The 17,954-nt window shown below is 58.1% G+C and carries 18 protein-coding genes; 4 read left to right on the top strand and 14 right to left on the bottom strand.

What is annotated here, in order from left to right; genetic code table 11:
- Positions 1–34: 34 nt before the first annotated feature.
- A complete protein-coding gene (locus tag HOP44_RS17815; RefSeq protein ID WP_172255766.1) occupies positions 35–418 on the bottom strand; it encodes a TSUP family transporter in 384 nt (127 codons plus the stop codon).
- A gap of 246 nt (positions 419–664) precedes the next feature.
- Here HOP44_RS17815 and HOP44_RS17810 point away from each other — a divergent pair, with 246 nt between their 5' ends.
- Positions 665–1,921 (top strand): cation:proton antiporter, encoded by a 1,257-nt coding sequence (locus tag HOP44_RS17810; protein ID WP_172255764.1) that lies wholly within the window; start codon positions 665–667, stop codon positions 1,919–1,921.
- 529 nt (positions 1,922–2,450) lie between these two features.
- Here the strand turns inward: HOP44_RS17810 and HOP44_RS17805 are convergent.
- The 8 genes from HOP44_RS17805 to HOP44_RS17770 all read right to left on the bottom strand — a co-directional run bounded on the left by HOP44_RS17805 (position 2,451) and on the right by HOP44_RS17770 (position 11,265).
- Complete coding sequence (locus tag HOP44_RS17805; RefSeq protein ID WP_172255761.1) at positions 2,451–3,410, bottom strand: DUF4340 domain-containing protein; 960 nt, start codon at positions 3,408–3,410, stop codon at positions 2,451–2,453.
- Positions 3,407–4,831 carry a GldG family protein gene (locus tag HOP44_RS17800; protein WP_172255758.1) on the bottom strand — a complete coding sequence of 475 codons (1,425 nt, stop codon included), beginning with the start codon at positions 4,829–4,831 and terminating at the stop codon, positions 3,407–3,409. The genes HOP44_RS17805 and HOP44_RS17800 overlap by 4 nt, the downstream gene beginning before the upstream one ends.
- 4 nt (positions 4,832–4,835) lie before the next feature.
- Positions 4,836–5,549, bottom strand: a complete 714-nt coding sequence (locus HOP44_RS17795; RefSeq protein WP_172255755.1) for an ABC transporter permease — start codon at positions 5,547–5,549, stop codon at positions 4,836–4,838.
- Positions 5,546–6,778: an ATP-binding cassette domain-containing protein gene (locus HOP44_RS17790; protein ID WP_172255753.1), complete on the bottom strand. Its 1,233-nt coding sequence runs from the start codon at positions 6,776–6,778 to the stop codon at positions 5,546–5,548. The genes HOP44_RS17795 and HOP44_RS17790 overlap by 4 nt, the downstream gene beginning before the upstream one ends.
- A gap of 271 nt (positions 6,779–7,049) precedes the next feature.
- Positions 7,050–7,646, bottom strand: a complete 597-nt coding sequence (locus HOP44_RS17785; RefSeq protein ID WP_172255750.1) for a restriction endonuclease — start codon at positions 7,644–7,646, stop codon at positions 7,050–7,052.
- A gap of 9 nt (positions 7,647–7,655) precedes the next feature.
- Positions 7,656–8,351 (bottom strand): TetR family transcriptional regulator, encoded by a 696-nt coding sequence (locus tag HOP44_RS17780; protein WP_172255747.1) that lies wholly within the window; start codon positions 8,349–8,351, stop codon positions 7,656–7,658.
- Between the two features lie 181 nt (positions 8,352–8,532).
- A complete protein-coding gene (locus HOP44_RS17775; RefSeq protein ID WP_172255744.1) occupies positions 8,533–9,690 on the bottom strand; it encodes a YhgE/Pip domain-containing protein in 1,158 nt (385 codons plus the stop codon).
- A 687-nt stretch (positions 9,691–10,377) separates the two neighbouring features.
- Entirely contained in the window at positions 10,378–11,265 is an 888-nt protein-coding gene (locus HOP44_RS17770) for an S-layer homology domain-containing protein (RefSeq protein ID WP_172255741.1), read from the bottom strand.
- A gap of 201 nt (positions 11,266–11,466) precedes the next feature.
- On the opposite strand from HOP44_RS17770, the gene HOP44_RS17765 reads away from it, so the two are divergent.
- A complete protein-coding gene (locus tag HOP44_RS17765) occupies positions 11,467–11,682 on the top strand; it encodes a monothiol bacilliredoxin BrxC family protein (protein ID WP_246369897.1) in 216 nt (71 codons plus the stop codon).
- Positions 11,683–11,721: 39 nt separating this feature from the next.
- Positions 11,722–12,186 (top strand): MGMT family protein, encoded by a 465-nt coding sequence (locus HOP44_RS22880; protein WP_172255738.1) that lies wholly within the window; start codon positions 11,722–11,724, stop codon positions 12,184–12,186.
- Positions 12,187–12,208: 22 nt separating this feature from the next.
- Here the strand turns inward: HOP44_RS22880 and HOP44_RS17755 are convergent, their stop codons facing one another.
- Both HOP44_RS17755 and HOP44_RS23035 read right to left on the bottom strand, forming a co-directional pair.
- Positions 12,209–12,445: a hypothetical protein gene (locus HOP44_RS17755; RefSeq protein ID WP_172255735.1), complete on the bottom strand. Its 237-nt coding sequence runs from the start codon at positions 12,443–12,445 to the stop codon at positions 12,209–12,211.
- Positions 12,446–12,480: 35 nt separating this feature from the next.
- On the bottom strand, positions 12,481–12,612 hold the full coding sequence (locus HOP44_RS23035) for a hypothetical protein (protein WP_281367809.1): 132 nt from the start codon (positions 12,610–12,612) through the stop codon (positions 12,481–12,483).
- A gap of 336 nt (positions 12,613–12,948) precedes the next feature.
- On the opposite strand from HOP44_RS23035, the gene HOP44_RS17750 reads away from it, so the two are divergent.
- Positions 12,949–13,701, top strand: coding sequence for a DeoR/GlpR family DNA-binding transcription regulator (locus HOP44_RS17750; protein ID WP_172255732.1), 753 nt, complete (start codon positions 12,949–12,951; stop codon positions 13,699–13,701).
- A gap of 212 nt (positions 13,702–13,913) precedes the next feature.
- Here the strand turns inward: HOP44_RS17750 and fba are convergent, their stop codons facing one another.
- The 3 genes from fba to iolD form a co-directional block, all read right to left on the bottom strand.
- Positions 13,914–14,828 (bottom strand): class II fructose-1,6-bisphosphate aldolase, encoded by a 915-nt coding sequence (gene fba, locus HOP44_RS17745; RefSeq protein ID WP_172255729.1) that lies wholly within the window; start codon positions 14,826–14,828, stop codon positions 13,914–13,916.
- 33 nt (positions 14,829–14,861) lie between these two features.
- Positions 14,862–15,728, bottom strand: a complete 867-nt coding sequence (locus HOP44_RS17740; RefSeq protein WP_172255726.1) for a sugar phosphate isomerase/epimerase family protein — start codon at positions 15,726–15,728, stop codon at positions 14,862–14,864.
- Positions 15,729–15,989: 261 nt separating this feature from the next.
- The gene (iolD, locus tag HOP44_RS17735) at positions 15,990–17,903 is read right to left on the bottom strand and encodes a 3D-(3,5/4)-trihydroxycyclohexane-1,2-dione acylhydrolase (decyclizing) (RefSeq protein WP_172255722.1); all 1,914 of its coding nucleotides are present in this window, start codon (positions 17,901–17,903) and stop codon (positions 15,990–15,992) included.
- Between the last annotated feature and the right edge of the window lie 51 nt (positions 17,904–17,954).

Here is a 17,954-nt window from a genome sequence, read left to right as displayed (position 1 = left end):
CCTCCGTTCCTACAAAAGACATCCGATCCGCCGCTTACCCGATACCCAACCCGCTGAGCGCCGTCCATAAGCCGGAAACGAGAATCAGCCAGAGCGAGACCTGCTTAAACCGCGCTTCGTCGAACCGGGTGACCGCTCTTGCGCCGGCCCAGGCGCCAAGCCCCATAGCCGGAAGCGTCCACAGCAGGAAATGGCCCGTTCCCGAATCCAGCAGCCCGCCCGCCGCGAACGAGAGAACACTGACGATATTCAAGACGACGCCGTTCAAAGCCAAATTGGCGCGAAAAGCCTGCTTGCTCATGCCCTGATTGGACAGGATCAGCGCAAGCGGCGGGCCGCTGACCGAGATACTGCCGTTCAGCAGTCCGCTGGGCAGCCCCGCCGTCGCAAAAGCCGTCCGTTCGCTGCGGATCGGCACCGCCTGATACGCTTCCCGATGTTTCCATCATAGCTCATTTGCCGAAGAACAAGAAAGACGCAAAGCCCGGCCCACCGTTTAGGGGGCCGGGCTTGTTCGTCCGTGTGCGGAGGCGTCTGTATGCCGGCTCAGCCGAAATTGCCTGCTGTGCACGGGATCAGAGAAAGGGATTTTCGAAACCCCACTTTGTCTGCGTACGTATTTGGGTAATGTTCTGATGAAGCTTATTCGTACAGGAGGCCTGTCATGGTTCATCATTTTAACGAAATTTTCATTCAGATCCTGGTTCTGCTCGCCATCGCCCTGGCCGTTATCGGCATCGCCCAGAAGCTGAATCGCCCTTATTCGATCGCTCTCGTCTTGGTCGGACTGCTGCTTGGCATGATCCATATCCCCGTGCTGGAGCATGCCGAAACGTATATTACGCAGAGCAACGTGTTTCAGGCGATTGTGATCTCGCTGTTTCTGCCGATCCTGCTCGGCGACGCTTCGCTCAAACTGCCGTTCTCGCATCTGCGCGAACATTCCAAACCGGTTATCGCGCTTGCTCTTGGCGGAACGCTGATTTCCTTCGGGCTGATCGCGCTGGGAGGTTATTATCTGCTGGGGCTGCCGCTTGTCGTCGCCTGTACTTTCGCCGCGCTGATGAGCGCCACCGATCCGATCAGTGTGATCTCGATCTTCAAGTCGCTCGGCGTACCGAAGAAACTGACGACGGTGATCGAAGGCGAATCGCTGCTGAATGACGGGATCGCCGTCGTTTTGTTCCAGATCTCTTCCATTTACCTGCTGTCTTATATGGAAATGGGCTGGGGAGGCGTCGGCAGCGGCCTGCTGCTGTTCCTGCAGTTTGCGGTCGGCGGTACGATCGTCGGATTGATCCTGGGCTTCGTCTTCTCTCGCATCATCGTTTATTACGATGACTATCCGTTCGAAACGGCCTTGTCGGCCGTTCTCTTCTTCGGATGTTATTTTATCGCGGAGCATATGCATGTCTCGGGCGTGATCGCTGTCGTGGTCGGCGGGTTGGTCTTCGGCAACTACGGACGTAAAGTCGGGATGTCCGAGACCACCCACACCAATATCGATACGTTCTGGGATACGATTGCCCTCATCGCCAACTCGTTGATCTTCCTGATGATCGGATTGGAAATTCGCAATATCGATTTCAGCGGCCGCTGGCCGGTTCTGCTCCTCGCGATCCTGATCGTGCTGATTGCGCGTTCGGCAGCCGTCTATCTCAGCTTGGCCGGGGTCAAAGGATTCGAAAACAAGTTCAAGCATATTTTGAACTGGGGCGGCCTCAAAGGCAGCCTGTCGATCGCACTCGCTCTCAGTCTGCCGATCGAATTCGAAGGCCGTGAAGACATTCTGGTGCTGGCATTCAGCGTGGTACTGTTCTCGCTGCTGATCCAGGGCTTATCGATCGAGAAGCTTGTTCTGAAGCTTGGTGCCGCACCGCGCCGGATAAACAAAGACCGGCCGGCCGAGAAAGACGCTTGATCTCAACGGATCTCATTCGAAGCCTGCCAAGGAAAAAGCGCCCCGATCTCATCAGGGAGCTTAAGGTACTGCTCAGAAGCCGGGTCTCTGCGTGCGCAGAGGCCCGGCTTCTTTTGTCTGTTTCCTTGGCAGATCGCAGACCGGTTCATCCAAAGCTTCCGCCGGTTCCCCGAACAAATAGCTGCGCAGGAACCGTTATTTACATGGGTAGCTTGTGAATTCGTGAAATAGCTGCATCCGAACCGCTATTTTGGGGAAAGGACTGCCAAAGACGCTCGACGGGATCTTTAAAGGCTCTCCTGCAGTTATTTTCTTCAAAAAAGCGTCCTGGAGGAAAATAAGAGCCGCCTCGCAGTTATTTCGGAAAAGCGTTCAAAAGGAGCCGCGATTCTCCGCGGGCCGCGCAGCTTCCCGGCGAGACGGTGCGCCTGTCTCCCGGCACACCCAACCCCGTTCCTTACCCGCCGCTTACGGCTTACGTTTCGCTACCGTCCTACTTCCCGCTTCCGTTCTGCGTCCCGCTACCGGCCTACTTTCCGCTTCCGTCCTGCGCTCCGCTATCGGTCCCGGTGCCCGTCGCAGCCGTCTGCGTTTCCGCTTTCTGCAAATCTTCCGGCTTCACGGCATACGCCCACTCGCTGCCTTCCCGTGTGACCCAGACGAGCGTATCGACGTCGGGATCTTTTTTGCCGGTAAAACTCCGGGTCTTGTCCGCACCGTCTTCCGCTGTCACAAGCTTCAGCGTAAAGTCGGTCTCCGCCGAAGCAAGCGTCGAGGCTTTCACCGGCAGACGGTCGCTGGCGATGTACTTCAGCGAGCCGGATACGGTGGTCGCCTGTACGTCTTCGATCGCTTTGCCGTCCAGCGTCCAAGCCGGGGAAGCGCCGGCTGCAGCCGAATTTTTCAATGTCCAGGATGCCGATCCGCGCTTGTAGGCCAGCTCTTTCAGATCGGCGTCGTCCCATTGGAACGGAGACGTATCGACCCATGTCGTGATGCTCGGCAGCAGCGACGATGCGGCGTTGGCATCGAGCCGGATCACCGCTCCCCCGCCGAGCCGAGCGTAATTCCCGCTGCCGGTCGGCAGCGGATCGCCGATGGCAAGCGTAACGACGGCGCCGTTTTCCTGCGTCAGCGTGATGCCTTTTTTCGTCAGATCGAGTCCGTACTTGGCCGGATCTGCGGGAGCTTCTTCCACAACGCCGCCCTGCTCGGCCGATGTCAGCGTATCGAGCCAGGCGTCGACGGCATAGTGATTCACCGGATATTTGTCCGGTTCGGTAAACGCCCATTCTCCGCCGGTTTTCACCAATTGATAGGTTAGATCGCCATTGGCAATCCGGATACCGGCGATCTTGGACGTTTCAACATCGGTCAGCTTGGCGGCCGGAGGCTCCGTTTCTTCGCCGAACCAATTTTGCGAGACCGCATAACCCAGACCGCCGGCGAAGAGCAGCACCAGAATCAGAGTCGGGATATATTTTCTCATACGCGTCTCCTTCTCCACCAGAGCAGCACGCCGGCCAGAACGAATACCAGAGGGAACAAGACCATGGTGCCGATCAGAATGTAGCGGGCCTGCGGAGCGGTCAGATAAGCCGTCTCGTACTGCTGCTGTTCACGGGCCCGGATCGTCAGATCGTTCTGATTGCCGCTCAGGTAATTGAGGCTGTTGAGCGCAAAGTCCTTGTTGCCCTGCTCGCCGATCTGATCGTCGGTCAGGAAATAGGACGTACCCATCACGACGACTTTGGGCTTGCCTTCCGCGTCGTCCACGGCATAACCGAGATGCAGAGGTCCGCTCAGATCGGTGCCTTCCGCATATTCGCTCTGGGACTGCAGCAGCCCGGCGAGATCCGTTTCCCCGTAGCTTTCCGCGGAGGTGCTGAGCAGCGGCGAGACGGTCAGGCCTTCCGGCGCTTTCCCGGCTGCACTCAGTGCAACGGACAGATAAGTCATCGGGTAGACCTTGCCGCTCTGCAGTTTTTCCGTAATGGCATGCGATTCATAGCCCGGTACGACGGTCAGCGGATCGTAGAGCTGCGTATTGTTTTTGTCCACCGCGATCGCATGCTCGTCGACCACTCCGTATTTTTTCATAAGCGCATCGATATTCGTCCAATCCGTCTTCATGTCCGGGTTGAAGCCGAGCGACAGAAACAGCTTCCCGTCTCCGTCCAGATAAGTCTCGATCAGCTTCAGCTCTTCGGCGCTCAGATCGGTCTCGGGCGCCACGATCATCAGCAGGTCGGCGTCTTTCGGAATCTGGCCCGCCTGATACAGCTGCAGCGGTTCGATCTCGGTGTTGTCGGCTTTGAGACCGGCGGTCAGCTGCGTCAGATGCGAGGCATCGAACTCGCCGTGACCCGCCAGCAGATAGGCTTTGTGCGTTTCGGTCGAGATCAGCGAGTTCAATCCTCCGGTCAGTTTGGATTCGCCCAGGAAGGTATAGGAACTGCTGTCGCCCGAGCCGAACATTTCTTGAAAAGGAATACTCTGCGTCTTCTCGCCGTAGGTCAGCACGACCGAACTCGACGATAGATTGTATTGACGGGCCAGTTCCGGCTGCTGCACCAGACTGTAGGTATGCACGTCGAGTTTGCCGCTTTTTTTGGCGTATTCCTGCACCAGGTCGGTAATCTCGCGCGTCACCAGTTCGCCGTCCGTATCCGGATTCGTGAAGACTTCCAGCTTGACCTTGCCCGGCAGTCTGTCCAGCACGGAGTGGGTCTGCTCGGACAGGGTGTACTGTTTGTTGGCGGTCAGATCGAGCTGGAATTCCGATGCCTTCGTCAAGGCGACGGTCAGCAGCGCGAACAAGCCGATCGAAACGAGCGCCACGACAAGCGTATTCGCATGGTGCAGCAGACGCCGCGATTGGTTTGGGGATGATCCCGTTTGTTTGTTCATTGTTCTACCTCCACCGTTTCCGTTCGATCACCTGGATACTGAGCACGACGAACAGCGCCGCCAGCGACACGTAAAAGATCACGTCCGGACCGTTCACGACGCCTTTGGTCAGATTCGAAATACGGTCCGGCAGCGAAAAAGGCTCGATCCAGGCGGACAGCTTCTCGCTTTGGGAAGTCATCGAACCGGCCAGCCAGAACATCAGCAGCAGCACGAAACCCGCCACGGCCGATACCATCTGATGCTGCGACAGCGACGAAGCGAACAGTCCGATCGCCATCATCGAGGCCCCCATCAGAAATACGCCAAGTACGGACAGCCACAGCGTCATCAGGTTCAGATCCCCGAACAGCGACATGATCGCCGGATAGGCCAGGTTGCATACCAGCAGCATCGTCAGTACCCCGAGCGAAGCCAGATATTTGCCCAACACGACTTCCGTCACGCTGGCCGGGGAAGTGAGCAGCAGCTCGTCCGTGCCCTGGCGAAATTCTTCGGAAATCAGCCGCATCGTCAGAATGGGAATCACGATCAGCAGCATGAACAGCATATCGCTCAGAATCAGCCGGTAATCGAGGATGCTCGGCTGATAAGTCACGAAATCGACATAGAACATGAAGCTGGACATCAGAATATAAATGGCGAATGCGAAATACGAAGTGGGCGTCAAAAAGTACAGCCGAAGTTCTTTGCCCGAAATGGCCAAAATACGATTCATGCGCGCTCCTCCCCGCTCCCGGTACCCGTTTCAACCCGGACGCCGCCGTCCGTACCCAGGCCGTCCTTGTCGACAAGCCCGTCCGCCCGGTCTTCCGTTGTCAGTTTCAGGAAGACGTCTTCCAGGGTCGGATTTTCTTTGTGCAGTTCCAGAATCGGCAGATCGGCTTCGGCCAGCAGCCGGAACAGCTCCAGCCGGAAATCTTCCTGCCCGTCCGCGGTCAGAAGGGCGCGTACCGCTTCGGAGGACGAAGCAAAAAGGTCAAGGCTCTGCGGCGGCGCAGCGACCGGCTCCGTTTCTACGAACGGTTCTGTTTGCGCGAGCGGTTCATGCGAAGCGGCCGCCGCGTCCGGCCCGTTACCGGCCAATGTCCGTTCGTTATCCGACTGTTGGTTCTTCGACTGTTCACTCTCTAACGGTTCCATTTCCGACGTTTGTCCTTTTGGCTCGGGAACTCCCCGGATCTCGGCCGTGATTCCGCGCGATCCGGCCCATCCGCCCAGCACGGATTCGATCCGCTCGCGCTGTCCGTAGACTTCCAGCGTTACCGCGAAGCGGTTTTCCATCCGGGCTCCGATCTCGTCCGGCGCTCCGTCCATCACCAGTTCGCCGCGGTTGATAATCAGCAGCCGGTCGCACAGCGCGCCCACTTCCTGCAAAATATGCGTGCTGAGCAGCACCGTATGGTTCTCGCCCAACTCCCGGATCAGACTGCGAATCTCGATAATCTGGCTCGGATCAAGGCCCGACGTCGGTTCGTCGAGCACGAGCAGATCGGGCTTGTGAATAATCGCCTGGGCCAATCCCAACCGCTGTTTGTAGCCTTTGGACAGATGCCGGATCGACTGCCGTTCCCGTCCGCCGAGGCCGAGCCTTGCGACCATTTCCGCCGTACGAAGCTTCTGCTCCCGCGCCGGCACGCCGCGCAGCTTCGCGACGAATTTCAAATACGCCTCGACTGTCAGATCCGGATACAGCGGCGGCGTTTCCGGCAGATAGCCGATCTTGGATCTCGCTTTCCTCGCTTCTTCGTGGACGGACAGTCCGTCGACCGTGACCGTTCCTTCCGTCGGATACAGATAACCGGTAATCATGCGCATCGTCGTCGTTTTGCCCGCACCGTTCGGCCCGAGAAAACCGACGATCTCGCCGCGCTGCATCGAAAAGTCGATCTCCCGCACGCCCCGTCCGCCGTCATACCTTTTGCTTACCCGCTTCACTTCGAGCACTGCGCTTCATCCCTTCTTCGTTCTTTATGTAGAGCCTAGGCCTGCAAGCAGGCGTCCAAACTTTCCTCACTATAGGCCGGAAAACATAAAAGAAACTTAAACGGACTTTAATCGCGGCTTAAAAAAATGTGTCCAAATTGTGAACACGTAGGTTTTCGCTGTTTCTCGCTGAATCGATCTTTTTGCGGACAAAAAAGGACCTCCCGGTAAAGGGAGGTCCTTTTTTGTCCGGAAAGTCCTATTCGCTAGAGAAGCGATGACGCAAGCCGGCTTATATCCGCAGCTCGTCCGGGGCGTCTTCCGGCTCGCGTTCGATGGTCTCCATCGCATCTTCCGGCTTCCTGGATTTGAACGCCGCGATGATCTCTGCCAGATCTTCGCGGTCGAGCAGCACGACGCCGTTGTAGGCGGCGAGTTTGCGGCACGCGGCCGTATATCGGCCGGACGTCAGCACGACCGCGCGCTGCGCCCCGTATACGCGCATGGAGCCGTAGACTTCCTGCACCGCCGACAAACCTACCGGATTGCTCATCGCGTAACGTTTGGCCTGAAGCACGGTTCTCGCCCCGTAGCGATCTTCAAACACCAGATCCGCGCCGAAATCCCCGCTTGCGGTCGTCTTGCGTACTTCGCGGTAGCCGAGTTCGCCGAACAGCCGGTGCAGATAGCGCTCGAAGTCGGATCCGTCCAGCATGCCGTCGATATCCTTGAGCGTGATCCGGCGCGGATCGAGCTGGCGAAGTATCCGGCGCCGGCGCAGCGCGGCCAGCCGAAGCGCGAGCAGAAGCAGAAGAAGCAGCGTACCAAGAACGATCCAGGGAAGCGGGCCGCCCGGCAGCTTGGCGGATAGTTGTTCCCATGTATTCATACCGTCCGCTCACTCCTCCCCGTCCGGATTCTCCGGAGTGCCCCGATCCGCCGACTCGCAGCACGAAGCTTCGTCGATCTTCAGACGCTGCAGGATCGGTTCGCCCGCAAAACGCACATCTCCCGTGTAACCGATCCCGCGGAGGATGAAGGTCAGCACATCTTCGATTTGAGTCTCCGTATCCGGAAACTCTTCCGCCATGATCGGGGTCAGTCCGCTCCGGTTATCCCCGAACAGCACGCTCCCGAGCAGCTGCACCATGGTCATGTCCAGCGAACGGAAATGGAAGTCGCCCTGTTCCCGCCCTGTTCCCAAAAATCCGCGAATCAGCTTCCAGGCCGGCATTACCCGCTGTTGGACAAGTGCCGTGCGGGGCGTCTGCCGGACCATCTCCTGATGGATAATGCGCGAGATTTCGGGATCGGCGCTGCGAAACAGCACGATTTCCCGCACCATCGTGCAGATGCCTTCGACCGGCTCCAGCTGCATCTCTTCCAGAATCCGGCTTGCTTCGCCGATCGGAATAAACGCATCCAGCACCGCTTCGTACACGTGCTCCTTGCCTCCGTAATAGTAGGAGACGAGCGACAGATTGGCGCAGGCTTCCGCGCAGATCTCCCGCACGGTCGTCGCTTCGAATCCTTTTTGCGCCGTCAGCTTTTTGGCCGCCCGTACGATTCTTGCTTTTACGTGTTCTTCTTCCATGCCCATGCGCTCCTTCTCCCGTTAGAAATCGTCTGCGTAACGGCGCGCGGAATATACCGAAGTCCAGCGCTCCGACGCTTCGATCCCGGTCGATTGACGCTTCAAAAAAAGGCCGCCGCATCCGCGGCGGCCTGGCATGCTTCGTTCTTGTGTTCCGTACGCTCAGATCTCAATCATACCATTATGCTTCGGCTGCCGCTACAACCGGAGGCACGGGGGCCTTGTCGCGGCGAAGCGCCGTCGAACCGACGATCAGCACCAGAGCGGCGGCCAGGATCAGCAGCAGCGCAGCGGCGTCTCCGCCGGCGCTTGGTCCGCCGAACAGCGTATTCATCAGTCCGTCGACCGCATAGGTGGCCGGGAAGATGCTGCCGATGCTCTGATAGAAGTCCGGCAGAAGCTCGCGCGGCATCATCGCGCCGGACGAGACGAGCTGCACCGACAGCACCAGAATGTTGAACAGCATGCCCGCCATTCCGAACAGGAACAGGAACATCTGGGCCACGAACATGAAGGTCAGCAGGAACAGGGCCTGGAAGCCCCAGAGTGCGAGGAAGCCGTGTGCCATCTGTCCGCCGAACGCCGCGACGAGCGACGTGCCGACGAGCGAGACGACTACCGATGCGGCGGCCGTTACGACCAGGCGGACCGCCATCCGCTGCCAGCGGCCGAAGCGGGCGCCAAGCGCCATCGACGAGACCTGGAAGTTCTGTCCCATGATCATGGCACCGACGTACGAAGCCAGCACCATCATCATCGGCACCATCTGGTTGTTCATCCCTTCAACGACATTGACCGACTCGACGTTGGACACGACGCGCTCGGACAGGACGCCCGCCGCAGTCTGCGCCGCTTCCGCCGGCAGTTTGCCCTGAGTCGACAGGATACCCGTCAGGCCTCCCGCGATCGCCTGTTTGTTGACGCCCGCCGTGATGGTGTCCGCGACCGAAGTCATCATGTTCTTGATCATGACCGGGTTGGACTCGTTGATAAAATAGTTCAGTACCGCCGGTTCCTGCGACTGCGCCGCGGATGCGAAATCCGCCGGAATCTCGACGATCATCTGCACCTCGCGATTTTGCAGCATGTCCTGCGCTTCGGCAAGCGTCATATCCGTCTTGACGCCGACCGGCAGATTTTCTTTCAGATTCTGCACGATTGCCGCGCCCATCCGCTCGTCCCCGTTTACGATCGCAACGTTCAGACGGTCGATCCGATCCGTCATTCCCTGGTACCCCGTCATCCATATTACGGTGAAAATCAGCTGAAACAGCACGGCGGTAATCATCCCCACCTTGGTTGTCGGCAGCTTCAAGAAAGCTTTGAATACCTGTCCCATACGGTTCTCCTATTCCCGGTTCCGCTCTGCGGATTCCGATTAAACTATTGTTTAAAACATTTGTTTTAAACTTTGCTTTTGAATTATATATGACAGAACAGACAGGGGTCAAGAAATATTTTCAATTTTAATTTTCTTCTTACAAATAGCGCTATTACGGTATTTTAGGCGCAAAAAAAGTCCGATGAAACAGAGTTTCGCGGACTTTTTTTTGCACAATGCATCATTTTCTTTCATTTTCAAAATTGACTTTCGTCGGATCGGAAAACAACCGTCCGGGCTCTTCCAGCTCGAAAAACCGTTCCAGAAAAGCGTTGGAATCGGCCTGTCGCGGACGGCCGCCGCCGGAGTTCAGCCCCGAAGCGGTTCGCCCAAGGATACATCGGCAACCTCGCCTGTTGCGCGGGTATGCCAACAGCCGCCTTCTCCCTTGAAGCCGTCCAGCGGAATGTACCCTTCCCGCAAACCGAGCATTTAGGGAGCGCTGCGCACCGACGATTCACCATCCGTATTCGACGCGAACCAGCAGATCTGGTAAATTTCGCGATTCCGGCTCCGAAACGTCGGCGAGTCTTCCGCATGGCGGTAAAACCGCCCGAGTGCAGATGCCGGATCGACGTCCGGATTGCGCAGCGCCCGGCCATACGCTTCCGGAACACCGTCATGCCACCAACCGCTCCGGTTCTCCTATTCCGCTTTGACGGTAATGTCGTATACGACGGGCACGTAGACAACCGCGCTGGCCGGGTACGTCGTGCCGGATCCGCCAGAAGACGGGGACGTAGGCGCGTACGTGATGACCGCTTCCGTGTCGGACACGAATTCGATCCGGCGGATTTTCAACCCGTAGCCCGCGCCCGGCAGATTGCCGCGAGTCAGCGTGACTTTATTGAACTCCGGGTCGGCGTTCTCGACTTTGTACGTTACCGTCGCTTTGTCCGAAGACGCATAACTTTTATTGACCATGCGTTCGGCGTTATAGATCATTTCCGCCGCTTCCATGCGGGTGATCGCCGCCGTCGGACGGAAGTTTTTTTTGCCGTCGAGCGACGCGACTTTCGTCAGCAGCAGATACTCGACCGCCACCCGGTTCTTCGAAGCGATCTGCTTGGCATCGGCGATCGACGTATATTTGCTGACGTTGGCATAGTTTCCTTTTTGCAGCAGCCCGAGGTACAGCAGTTTGGCAAACTGCTGCCGCGTCGGCACCGCGTTCGCATCCCAGGTGCCGTCGATCACGATGCCGCGCTCCAGTGCCGTTTTCAGCGCTCCGGCATACCAAGCGTCCTGAGGCACCGACCGGAACCAGGACGGCGCGTCGGTTTTCTTTTTGGCCGAATCCAGACCGATCGCGTTGACGATCAGCTTCACGGCCTGCACGTTCGTCAGTTTGGCATTCGGGGCGAATTTGTCGGCGCTGACGCCTTTAATCAGCCCTTTATCCTGCAGCGACTGCACGATGGCCGCCTGCTTGCCATCTTTGATATCCGAAAAAGCGTAAGCCGGCGTCACGCTCAGCAGCAACCCGGCAGCGGCGGCCGCCGCCAGGATGCGGGTCCGGTTTTTGTCAGTCATGATGATTCTCCTCCCGGGATTTCTTGATGATCGTCCGCCCGCACGGTAAACCGGGCTGGCGGATCTCGTTCTCTTCCGTTATCATAACATGCGGAAGCAGCCTAACTTACATGAAACCAAATAATTTGGAGATCGACTCGACCGAACAATGGGAAGCCCTGCTGAAGCAATCCGGCGAACGCTCCGCTGCTCAAGCACGGTATGGCCTGTCCGATCAGCGGGGCCGCTTTCAAAGGATTCAAAGCGATTGAATCCCGACCCGTATCGAACGCGATCGAAGGCAATCTTGGCGTCAAACACGAATCGCCGCAAATTCTGCTTATCCGGGGCGGAGAAGTGCTCTGGCACGCCTCGCATGGGAACATCAGCTACGAGCAGATCGAGCAGCAAGTCAACGCGCGGATTCCGAAAGCTTGAACGGCGCGAACCTTTTTCCGATCAGAAAGGAACCTGATTATGAATGATCAAGAAAAGCTTCGCGCCGAGTTCGACGCGGAGTTTCTGAAAGATCTGGCGGCGGCGGACGAGGCAAGCGCAGCAGCGGCAAGTTCGGCCAAGGACGAAAAGAACGGCAAAAAAGCCGCCGAAGACGAACTGGCGGACCTTGCGCCTTTTACCCGCGCCGTCGTCGAAACGATCCGCTCCATTCCCCGCGGGCGGGTCATGAGCTACGGCCAAGTTGCTGCCGCGGCGGGAAGCCCGCGCGGCGCGCGCCAGGTCGTGCGTATCCTGCATTCCCTCAGCCGCAAATACGGGCTTCCCTGGCACCGGGTCGTTAATATCCGCGGCGAGATTGCGCTGGACGAAGCCGGAGGCGGAAGCGAGCAGCGGAAGCGTCTGGAAGCCGAAGGCGTCGAATTCGGCCTGGGCGGCCGTATCGATCTGCGGCGCTGCCGGCACGAAGCCGGCGAGGCAGAATAAGGCTGCCCCGCCAGGCCGGTCGTCATTCCGATTCAGCCGGGCGAAAGGACGATCGGACGGTATGCCGAAGTCCGATCGACGATTTCTTCGGCGTCCAGGTCATCCCAGAAATCAGGTCCGATACGCCGGGCATCGAGACGTTGGCCTCCAACACCTTCAGGTAAAAGGCCTGAAGCGCGGCGATCCGATCGTTTTCGGGAAGGCCTTCCCGGTCGGAATCCGGCTGGGGCAGCCGGGCATGGCGGTAACCGCCGTACATTTTGTCTTAATCCGGCTGATTGGCTCCCCTTAACATCAAACGGGCTTCGAGCAGATCATGCCTCCGGGCGCCCGGGCGTCCACCAGCGAAAACGTCTCGCAGACCTCCGTCGCATCATCGATCAACCGGTTATAAGCTTCCCCGGAAGGGTTGTTGTAGATGTTCATGCAGACTTCTTTCGATCTGACGGTTTCGGTCCGGCAGAGGCGGCTTTTCGTTCCTTATTATCGCAGCAACGGGAGCCGGCAGGCAAAATCCGCACGAATTCCCGCGTTCTCCCCTTTCTTTTCGTCAAACTTCCAGAATCATGCTTTATTCCTTCAATAGATTCCTGCACACTTGCCCAACACTTAGCAAAACATTTATCTGCAATTCCTCATTTTTTTGCTATTCGATAAACTATTTATGCGCTTTCTCTTTTGGTTTTAACGTTTTGCGTATAGAATAAAGGGAAGACGAACTTTATCAACATCTCACAAAATTCCTTCTTAGGAGACGCATAAATGATCAAATCGCAGCGCATTAACCAAATCAAGGAATACGTTTTCGAACACGAGTCCGTCTCGCTGGAGGAATTGGTCGAGCATTTCGGCGTATCGATGAATACCATCCGACGCGACGTGAAGGACCTCGTCGATTCCGGCGTTCTGCGCAAAGTATACGGCGGGGTCTCGGTCAACCATTCCACCTTGATCGTGTTCGACGAACGCAAAGACCGAAACTTGACCAAGAAACAGGAGATCGGCCGCCTGGCGGCGCAGTTCGTGGAAGACGGAGACGTCGTCTTTATCGATTCCGGCACGACGACGCTCGAAATTCTGCCATATATCAGCCAAAAGCAGCTCACCGTCGTCACCAACAACTTCGATTTTATCCATCAGGCCAAGCCTTATCCGGGGCTGACCATTTTCTCGACGGGCGGCATGTTCGAACGCAAAACGGATTCCTTCGTCGGGTTCCAGAGCATCGAGCTATTGAAAAAATACAATATCAATAAAGCGTTCGTCGCTTCGACAGGCATCTCGCTCACCAACGGCGTGACCAACTCCTCGCCCTTGGAAACGGATCTCAAAAGCATGGTCGTGCAAAAAAGCCTGAACGTGTTCCTGATGATCGATGACAGCAAATTCGACAAGTACGCGCTGACCACTTACTGTTCGCTGAGCGATATCGATTATTTGGTGACGAACAGCATGCCGAGCGATGCCTATGCGCAGTACGCCCGAGAGCATCGGATCAAGATCGTGACTCCCTAAGCTTTATGCGGGCGCGCTCGCCGAACAAAAAAACATCTCCCGCGACAGGCCCTCGCTCTAGCCGCCGGACGCCTAAAAGACCCGTAGGCACAGGAAATCGCTTCCTGTGCCTACGGGTCTTTTTCGGATTTGGACGACGTTTTATGTATGGCGCCGGATGCCGACCCCGGTTTCTATCCGGTCGGGGCCGGGCGGCGGCCTCCGTGCCCGGGTTACGCCAGCGGCTGCGTGCCGGTGCTTTCCAGCGCTTCTATCGGTGCCGCGGCCGCCGAGTCCGCGCGGCCGCCCGAGCCGAATTCGCGGATTTTCTCGCGTACCGCTTCACGGATCGCGTCCCTCGCCGGCGTCAGAATCTTTCGCGGCTCGGTCGTCTCCGCGTCTTCCGCCAACGTACGGCGCAGCTGCTCGGACCAGACGGTCACGCATTCCGTGTTGATATTGACCTTCGCGTGTCCGAGCTCGATCGCCCGATGGAGCTGATGCGTCGGAATGCCCGACGCCCCGTGCAGCACAAGCGGCACGCCGACGGCTTTCGAGATCGTTTCCATCTCCGCGAAGCCGAGCTTCGGCTCGCCGACGTATTTGCCGTGCACCGAGCCGAGCGCCGCGGCTAACGCGTCGATGCCGGTCTCCCGGACGATACGGACGCATTCGCCGAGATCCGCGTAAGAGATGCCGCCGATCAAGCCGTCTTCCATCCCGCCGACGGTGCCGACTTCCGCTTCGACCGTAACGCCGTGTGCCATCGCGTATTCGACGACTTTTCTCGTATCGCGGATGTTGATCCCGATCGGATCATGCGATCCGTCGTACATGACGGACGTAAAGCCCGCGTCGATCGCCCGGAAGCAGCTTTCCACGCTTTTGCCGTGATCCAGATGCAGCGCCACCGGAACGGTTATGCCTTTTTCTTCGGCCAGCGTCCGCACCATGTTCGCGACGAGCCGATATCCGCCTAGGAAATCGATCAGCCGGTCCGACGCCGCGACGATGACCGGGGCGTGTTCTTCCTGCGCCCCGTCCAGAATCGCGTGCACCCAGGACAAACCGTTCACGTTAAACTGGCCGACGGCGTACCGCTGCTTTTTCGCCCGCTCCAGCATCTCTTTCATGGATACCAGGGTCATGCCCTCCACCTCCGCTCGTTAGGCCGGTCTGCCTTACGCCAGCCCGAGACCTTCTTTCATTTTTCTCAACGTGATCTCGTTGGACCAATCCACTTTGTCGCCGTAAGCGAATACCGCGTTGGTCGCGATGCCGTCGAACTTCATTTCGCGCAGCTTGCGGAACAGCGTGTCGAAATCCACGTCGCCTTCGCCGATGTTCAAATGCTGATGCACCGTTACCTGAGCGTCCGGCGGATTCACGATATAACGCAGCCCGTAGGCGGCTTTGTGATTGAACGTGTCGGCGAACAGAACGTGATCGAGCAGGTCGCCGGCTTCGTCCAGCATTTTGGCGATGTCGCCCGCGCCGTCGTCGTAGAAGAAAGTGTGGGCCACGGAGTAGACCAGCTTGATCCAATCGCGGTCCAGCGCCCGGATCATATTGATCGCGCCCGTATTCGTCTCGATAAAGTCGTACGGGTGCGCCTGCAAATTCAGGCGGACGCCTTCGCGCTCGAACACAGGGATCAGCTCGTCCATCGATTTGACGAACTTCTCTTCGCAGATCAGCGGCTCGTATTTGGACCCGCTGAATTCGCTGTTCATCAGGTCGACGTCCAGCTCGACGGCGATTTCGATCGCGCGTTTCCAGTTACGGACGGCCGCCTCGCGGCGGTCTTCATCCGGGCCGGCCCAGTTATAGAGCGGCAGCAGCGAGGAGAATTCCAGCCCCGCTTCGCTCATCCACTTTTTGACCTGCTTGATCTTGTGCTTGTCGACTTTCGGATATTCGTAGAACCAGCAGAAGTCTTCGCGCGGCGAAAGTTCGATGTATTTGTAGCCCAGATCGGCCACTTTGAAAATCATTTCTTCCAAAGAATGTGAATGGCGCAAATGCGACGGGTCGTAGGCGAGTTTCATGGTTCTCCTCCTATTCAGCTGCTTGGGCGGAGAGGCTGCGGGCAAAGCTCGTTCCGGTCGCGTGCTGCAATCGGGAAGCCGGATTAGGCCGCGATGAGACTTTTCGATGGCAAAGGCGAACCTTTCATTCCTCCGCGAGCTCTCCCCTCCGCCAAGCAGCTTTATACTTGTCGTGGGGTTGATGGATTAATGTCCAATACGTTGTTCGAAAAAAGCTTATAGGATCGCTGCTATCCGCTCCGGCGCTGAACGTTCGCCGACTCAATATTTCTTCGCCGATTCGAGTTTCTCGGCGCGGCGGGCATAAGCCTCACGCACGCTGTCGCTCTCGGATACTTCGGCGACGCCGACGTTCCACCAGCCGTCGTAGCCGTCGGACATGGTCTTCGGCAGGACTTTCATTTCGATCAGCGTGGAAACGGTCTGCTTTTTGGCGTCCTCGATGGCGGCTTTCACTTCTTCGGCCGTATTGGCGCGGTAGGCTTTGGCGCCGTAGCCTTCGGCGACTTTGGCGTAGTCGATGTTCATGACCTGGCCGCGGTGGTCGCGGAATTCGCAGTGGAAGCTGCCGCTGCCGTTCTCCATCTGCAGATTGTTGATGCAGCCGAAGCCGGAGTTGTCGAACAGCATGATATTGATCTTGTTGCCGGTCTGAATAGCGGTAATCAGCTCGGAATGCAGCATCAGGAAGCTGCCGTCGCCGACGATGCTGTAGACTTCTTGCTCCGGCTTCGCGAGCCGGATGCCCAGGGCGCCCGAGATCTCATAGCCCATGCAGGAGTAACCGTATTCCAGATGGTACGTATTCGGCACTTCGGCATTCCACAGCCGCTGGAGATCGCCGGGAAGCGAGCCCGCCGAAGACACGACGACCGCGTCTTTGTCGACCGCGTCGTTGATCGCGATCAGGGCGGCGGTCTGCGCGAATTCGGTGCCGAGCGCGTCGGCGTATTCGTTCAGAATCTCTTGGGAGAACTGTTTTTTGATCTCCGGTTCGAAGCCGGAACGCGCGAACTTCACGCTGCCCAAGCGGGCGCGTTCGGCGTCCCAAGCGGACTTCAGCTCGGCGATACGGGAGCCGAATTCGGTCTTGTATCCGCCCAGCCGTTCGTGCAGCGCGGCGATCGCAAGCTTGGCGTCGGCCACGACCGGAAGCCCTTCGAGCTTATACGTCTGCATGCGGCTGACGTTGATGTTCAGGAAGCGGGTCTTCTCGAAGTCGAACGCCGTCTTGGACGAGGTCGTGAAGTCCGTGTAGCGGGTGCCGATGCCGATGATCAGATCGGCTTCTCGCGCCGCCGCGTTGGCGGCCGACGTGCCGAGAATGCCCGTGCCGCCCAAGTGGTTGACGAACGCGTATTCGACCGTCGATTTGCCGGCATGCGTCTCCACGAGCGGAATGCCGCAAGCTTCCGAGAAAGCAATCAATTCTTCGCGGGCGTCCGAGTACTTGGCTCCGCCGCCGACGAGCAGCAGCGGCTTCCTGCTTGCGCGGATCAGTTCTTCGGCCGCGTCCAGTTCCCGCTCGCTAGGCTGCAGCCGGTCGATGTAATGGACGCGCTTACGGAAAAATCCTTCGTCGTAGTCGAATGCTTCGCCTTCGGTATCCTGGCAGATGCAGATCGTCGCCGGGCCGCTGCGGGCCGGATCGGTCAGCACTTCGAACGCTCGCAGCAGGCTGCTCATGAGCTGCTCCGGACGGGTGATCCGATCCCAATACCGCGATACCGGCTTCAGCGCGTCGTTGGTCGTGATCGCGAAGCTGGATTCCTGTTCGAACTGCTGGAGCACGGGATCCGGCTGGCGCGTCGCGAACGTGTCGGCCGGCAGCAGCAGCACCGGCAGATTGTTCGCCAGCGCCGTCGCGGCCGCCGTCACAAGATTGGCCGAGCCGGGACCCGACGAAGCGGTTACCGCATAAATGCTGCGGCGGAGCTTTTCCTTGGAGTAGGCAATAGCGGCATGCGCCATGCCCTGCTCGTTTTTGCCCTGGAACACTTTCAAACGGCCCGCGTCCTGCTCGAGCGCCTGGCCGATGCCGAGTACGTTGCCGTGACCGAATACGGTAAAGATCCCTTCGACGAACGGCGTCTCCACGCCGTCCACCGAGATATACTGCTGGTTCAGAAATTTGATCAGCGCCTGCGCTGTCGTCAAACGGATTGTTTGGCCCATATGCAAATCCACCTTTGATTGAAATGATGCGCGGCCCGCGTCTTTGCATCG

This window comes from Saccharibacillus deserti, from assembly GCF_013618475.1.
GTDB classification, from domain to species: Bacteria; Bacillota; Bacilli; order Paenibacillales; family Paenibacillaceae; genus Saccharibacillus; species Saccharibacillus deserti.
The sequence above is the reverse complement of the archived record's forward strand: the minus strand, read 5'-3'. Positions and strand labels throughout refer to the sequence as shown.

Bases quoted from the DNA above. Each gene is read 5' to 3' on its own strand.
- HOP44_RS17810 (WP_172255764.1), top strand. From the start codon at position 665: ATGGTTCATCATTTTAACGAAATTTTCATTCAGATCCTGGTTCTGCTC.
- HOP44_RS17805 (WP_172255761.1), bottom strand. From the start codon at position 3,410: ATGAGAAAATATATCCCGACTCTGATTCTGGTGCTGCTCTTCGCCGGC.
- HOP44_RS17800 (WP_172255758.1), bottom strand. From the start codon at position 4,831: ATGAACAAACAAACGGGATCATCCCCAAACCAATCGCGGCGTCTGCTG.
- HOP44_RS17795 (WP_172255755.1), bottom strand. From the start codon at position 5,549: ATGAATCGTATTTTGGCCATTTCGGGCAAAGAACTTCGGCTGTACTTT.
- HOP44_RS17785 (WP_172255750.1), bottom strand. From the start codon at position 7,646: ATGAATACATGGGAACAACTATCCGCCAAGCTGCCGGGCGGCCCGCTT.
- HOP44_RS17780 (WP_172255747.1), bottom strand. From the start codon at position 8,351: ATGGAAGAAGAACACGTAAAAGCAAGAATCGTACGGGCGGCCAAAAAG.
- HOP44_RS17775 (WP_172255744.1), bottom strand. From the start codon at position 9,690: ATGGGACAGGTATTCAAAGCTTTCTTGAAGCTGCCGACAACCAAGGTG.
- HOP44_RS17770 (WP_172255741.1), bottom strand. From the start codon at position 11,265: ATGACTGACAAAAACCGGACCCGCATCCTGGCGGCGGCCGCCGCTGCC.
- HOP44_RS17765 (WP_246369897.1), top strand. From the start codon at position 11,467: ATGGCCTGTCCGATCAGCGGGGCCGCTTTCAAAGGATTCAAAGCGATT.
- HOP44_RS22880 (WP_172255738.1), top strand. From the start codon at position 11,722: ATGAATGATCAAGAAAAGCTTCGCGCCGAGTTCGACGCGGAGTTTCTG.
- HOP44_RS17755 (WP_172255735.1), bottom strand. From the start codon at position 12,445: ATGTACGGCGGTTACCGCCATGCCCGGCTGCCCCAGCCGGATTCCGAC.
- HOP44_RS23035 (WP_281367809.1), bottom strand. From the start codon at position 12,612: ATGAACATCTACAACAACCCTTCCGGGGAAGCTTATAACCGGTTGATC.
- HOP44_RS17750 (WP_172255732.1), top strand. From the start codon at position 12,949: ATGATCAAATCGCAGCGCATTAACCAAATCAAGGAATACGTTTTCGAA.
- fba (WP_172255729.1), bottom strand. From the start codon at position 14,828: ATGACCCTGGTATCCATGAAAGAGATGCTGGAGCGGGCGAAAAAGCAG.
- HOP44_RS17740 (WP_172255726.1), bottom strand. From the start codon at position 15,728: ATGAAACTCGCCTACGACCCGTCGCATTTGCGCCATTCACATTCTTTG.
- iolD (WP_172255722.1), bottom strand. From the start codon at position 17,903: ATGGGCCAAACAATCCGTTTGACGACAGCGCAGGCGCTGATCAAATTT.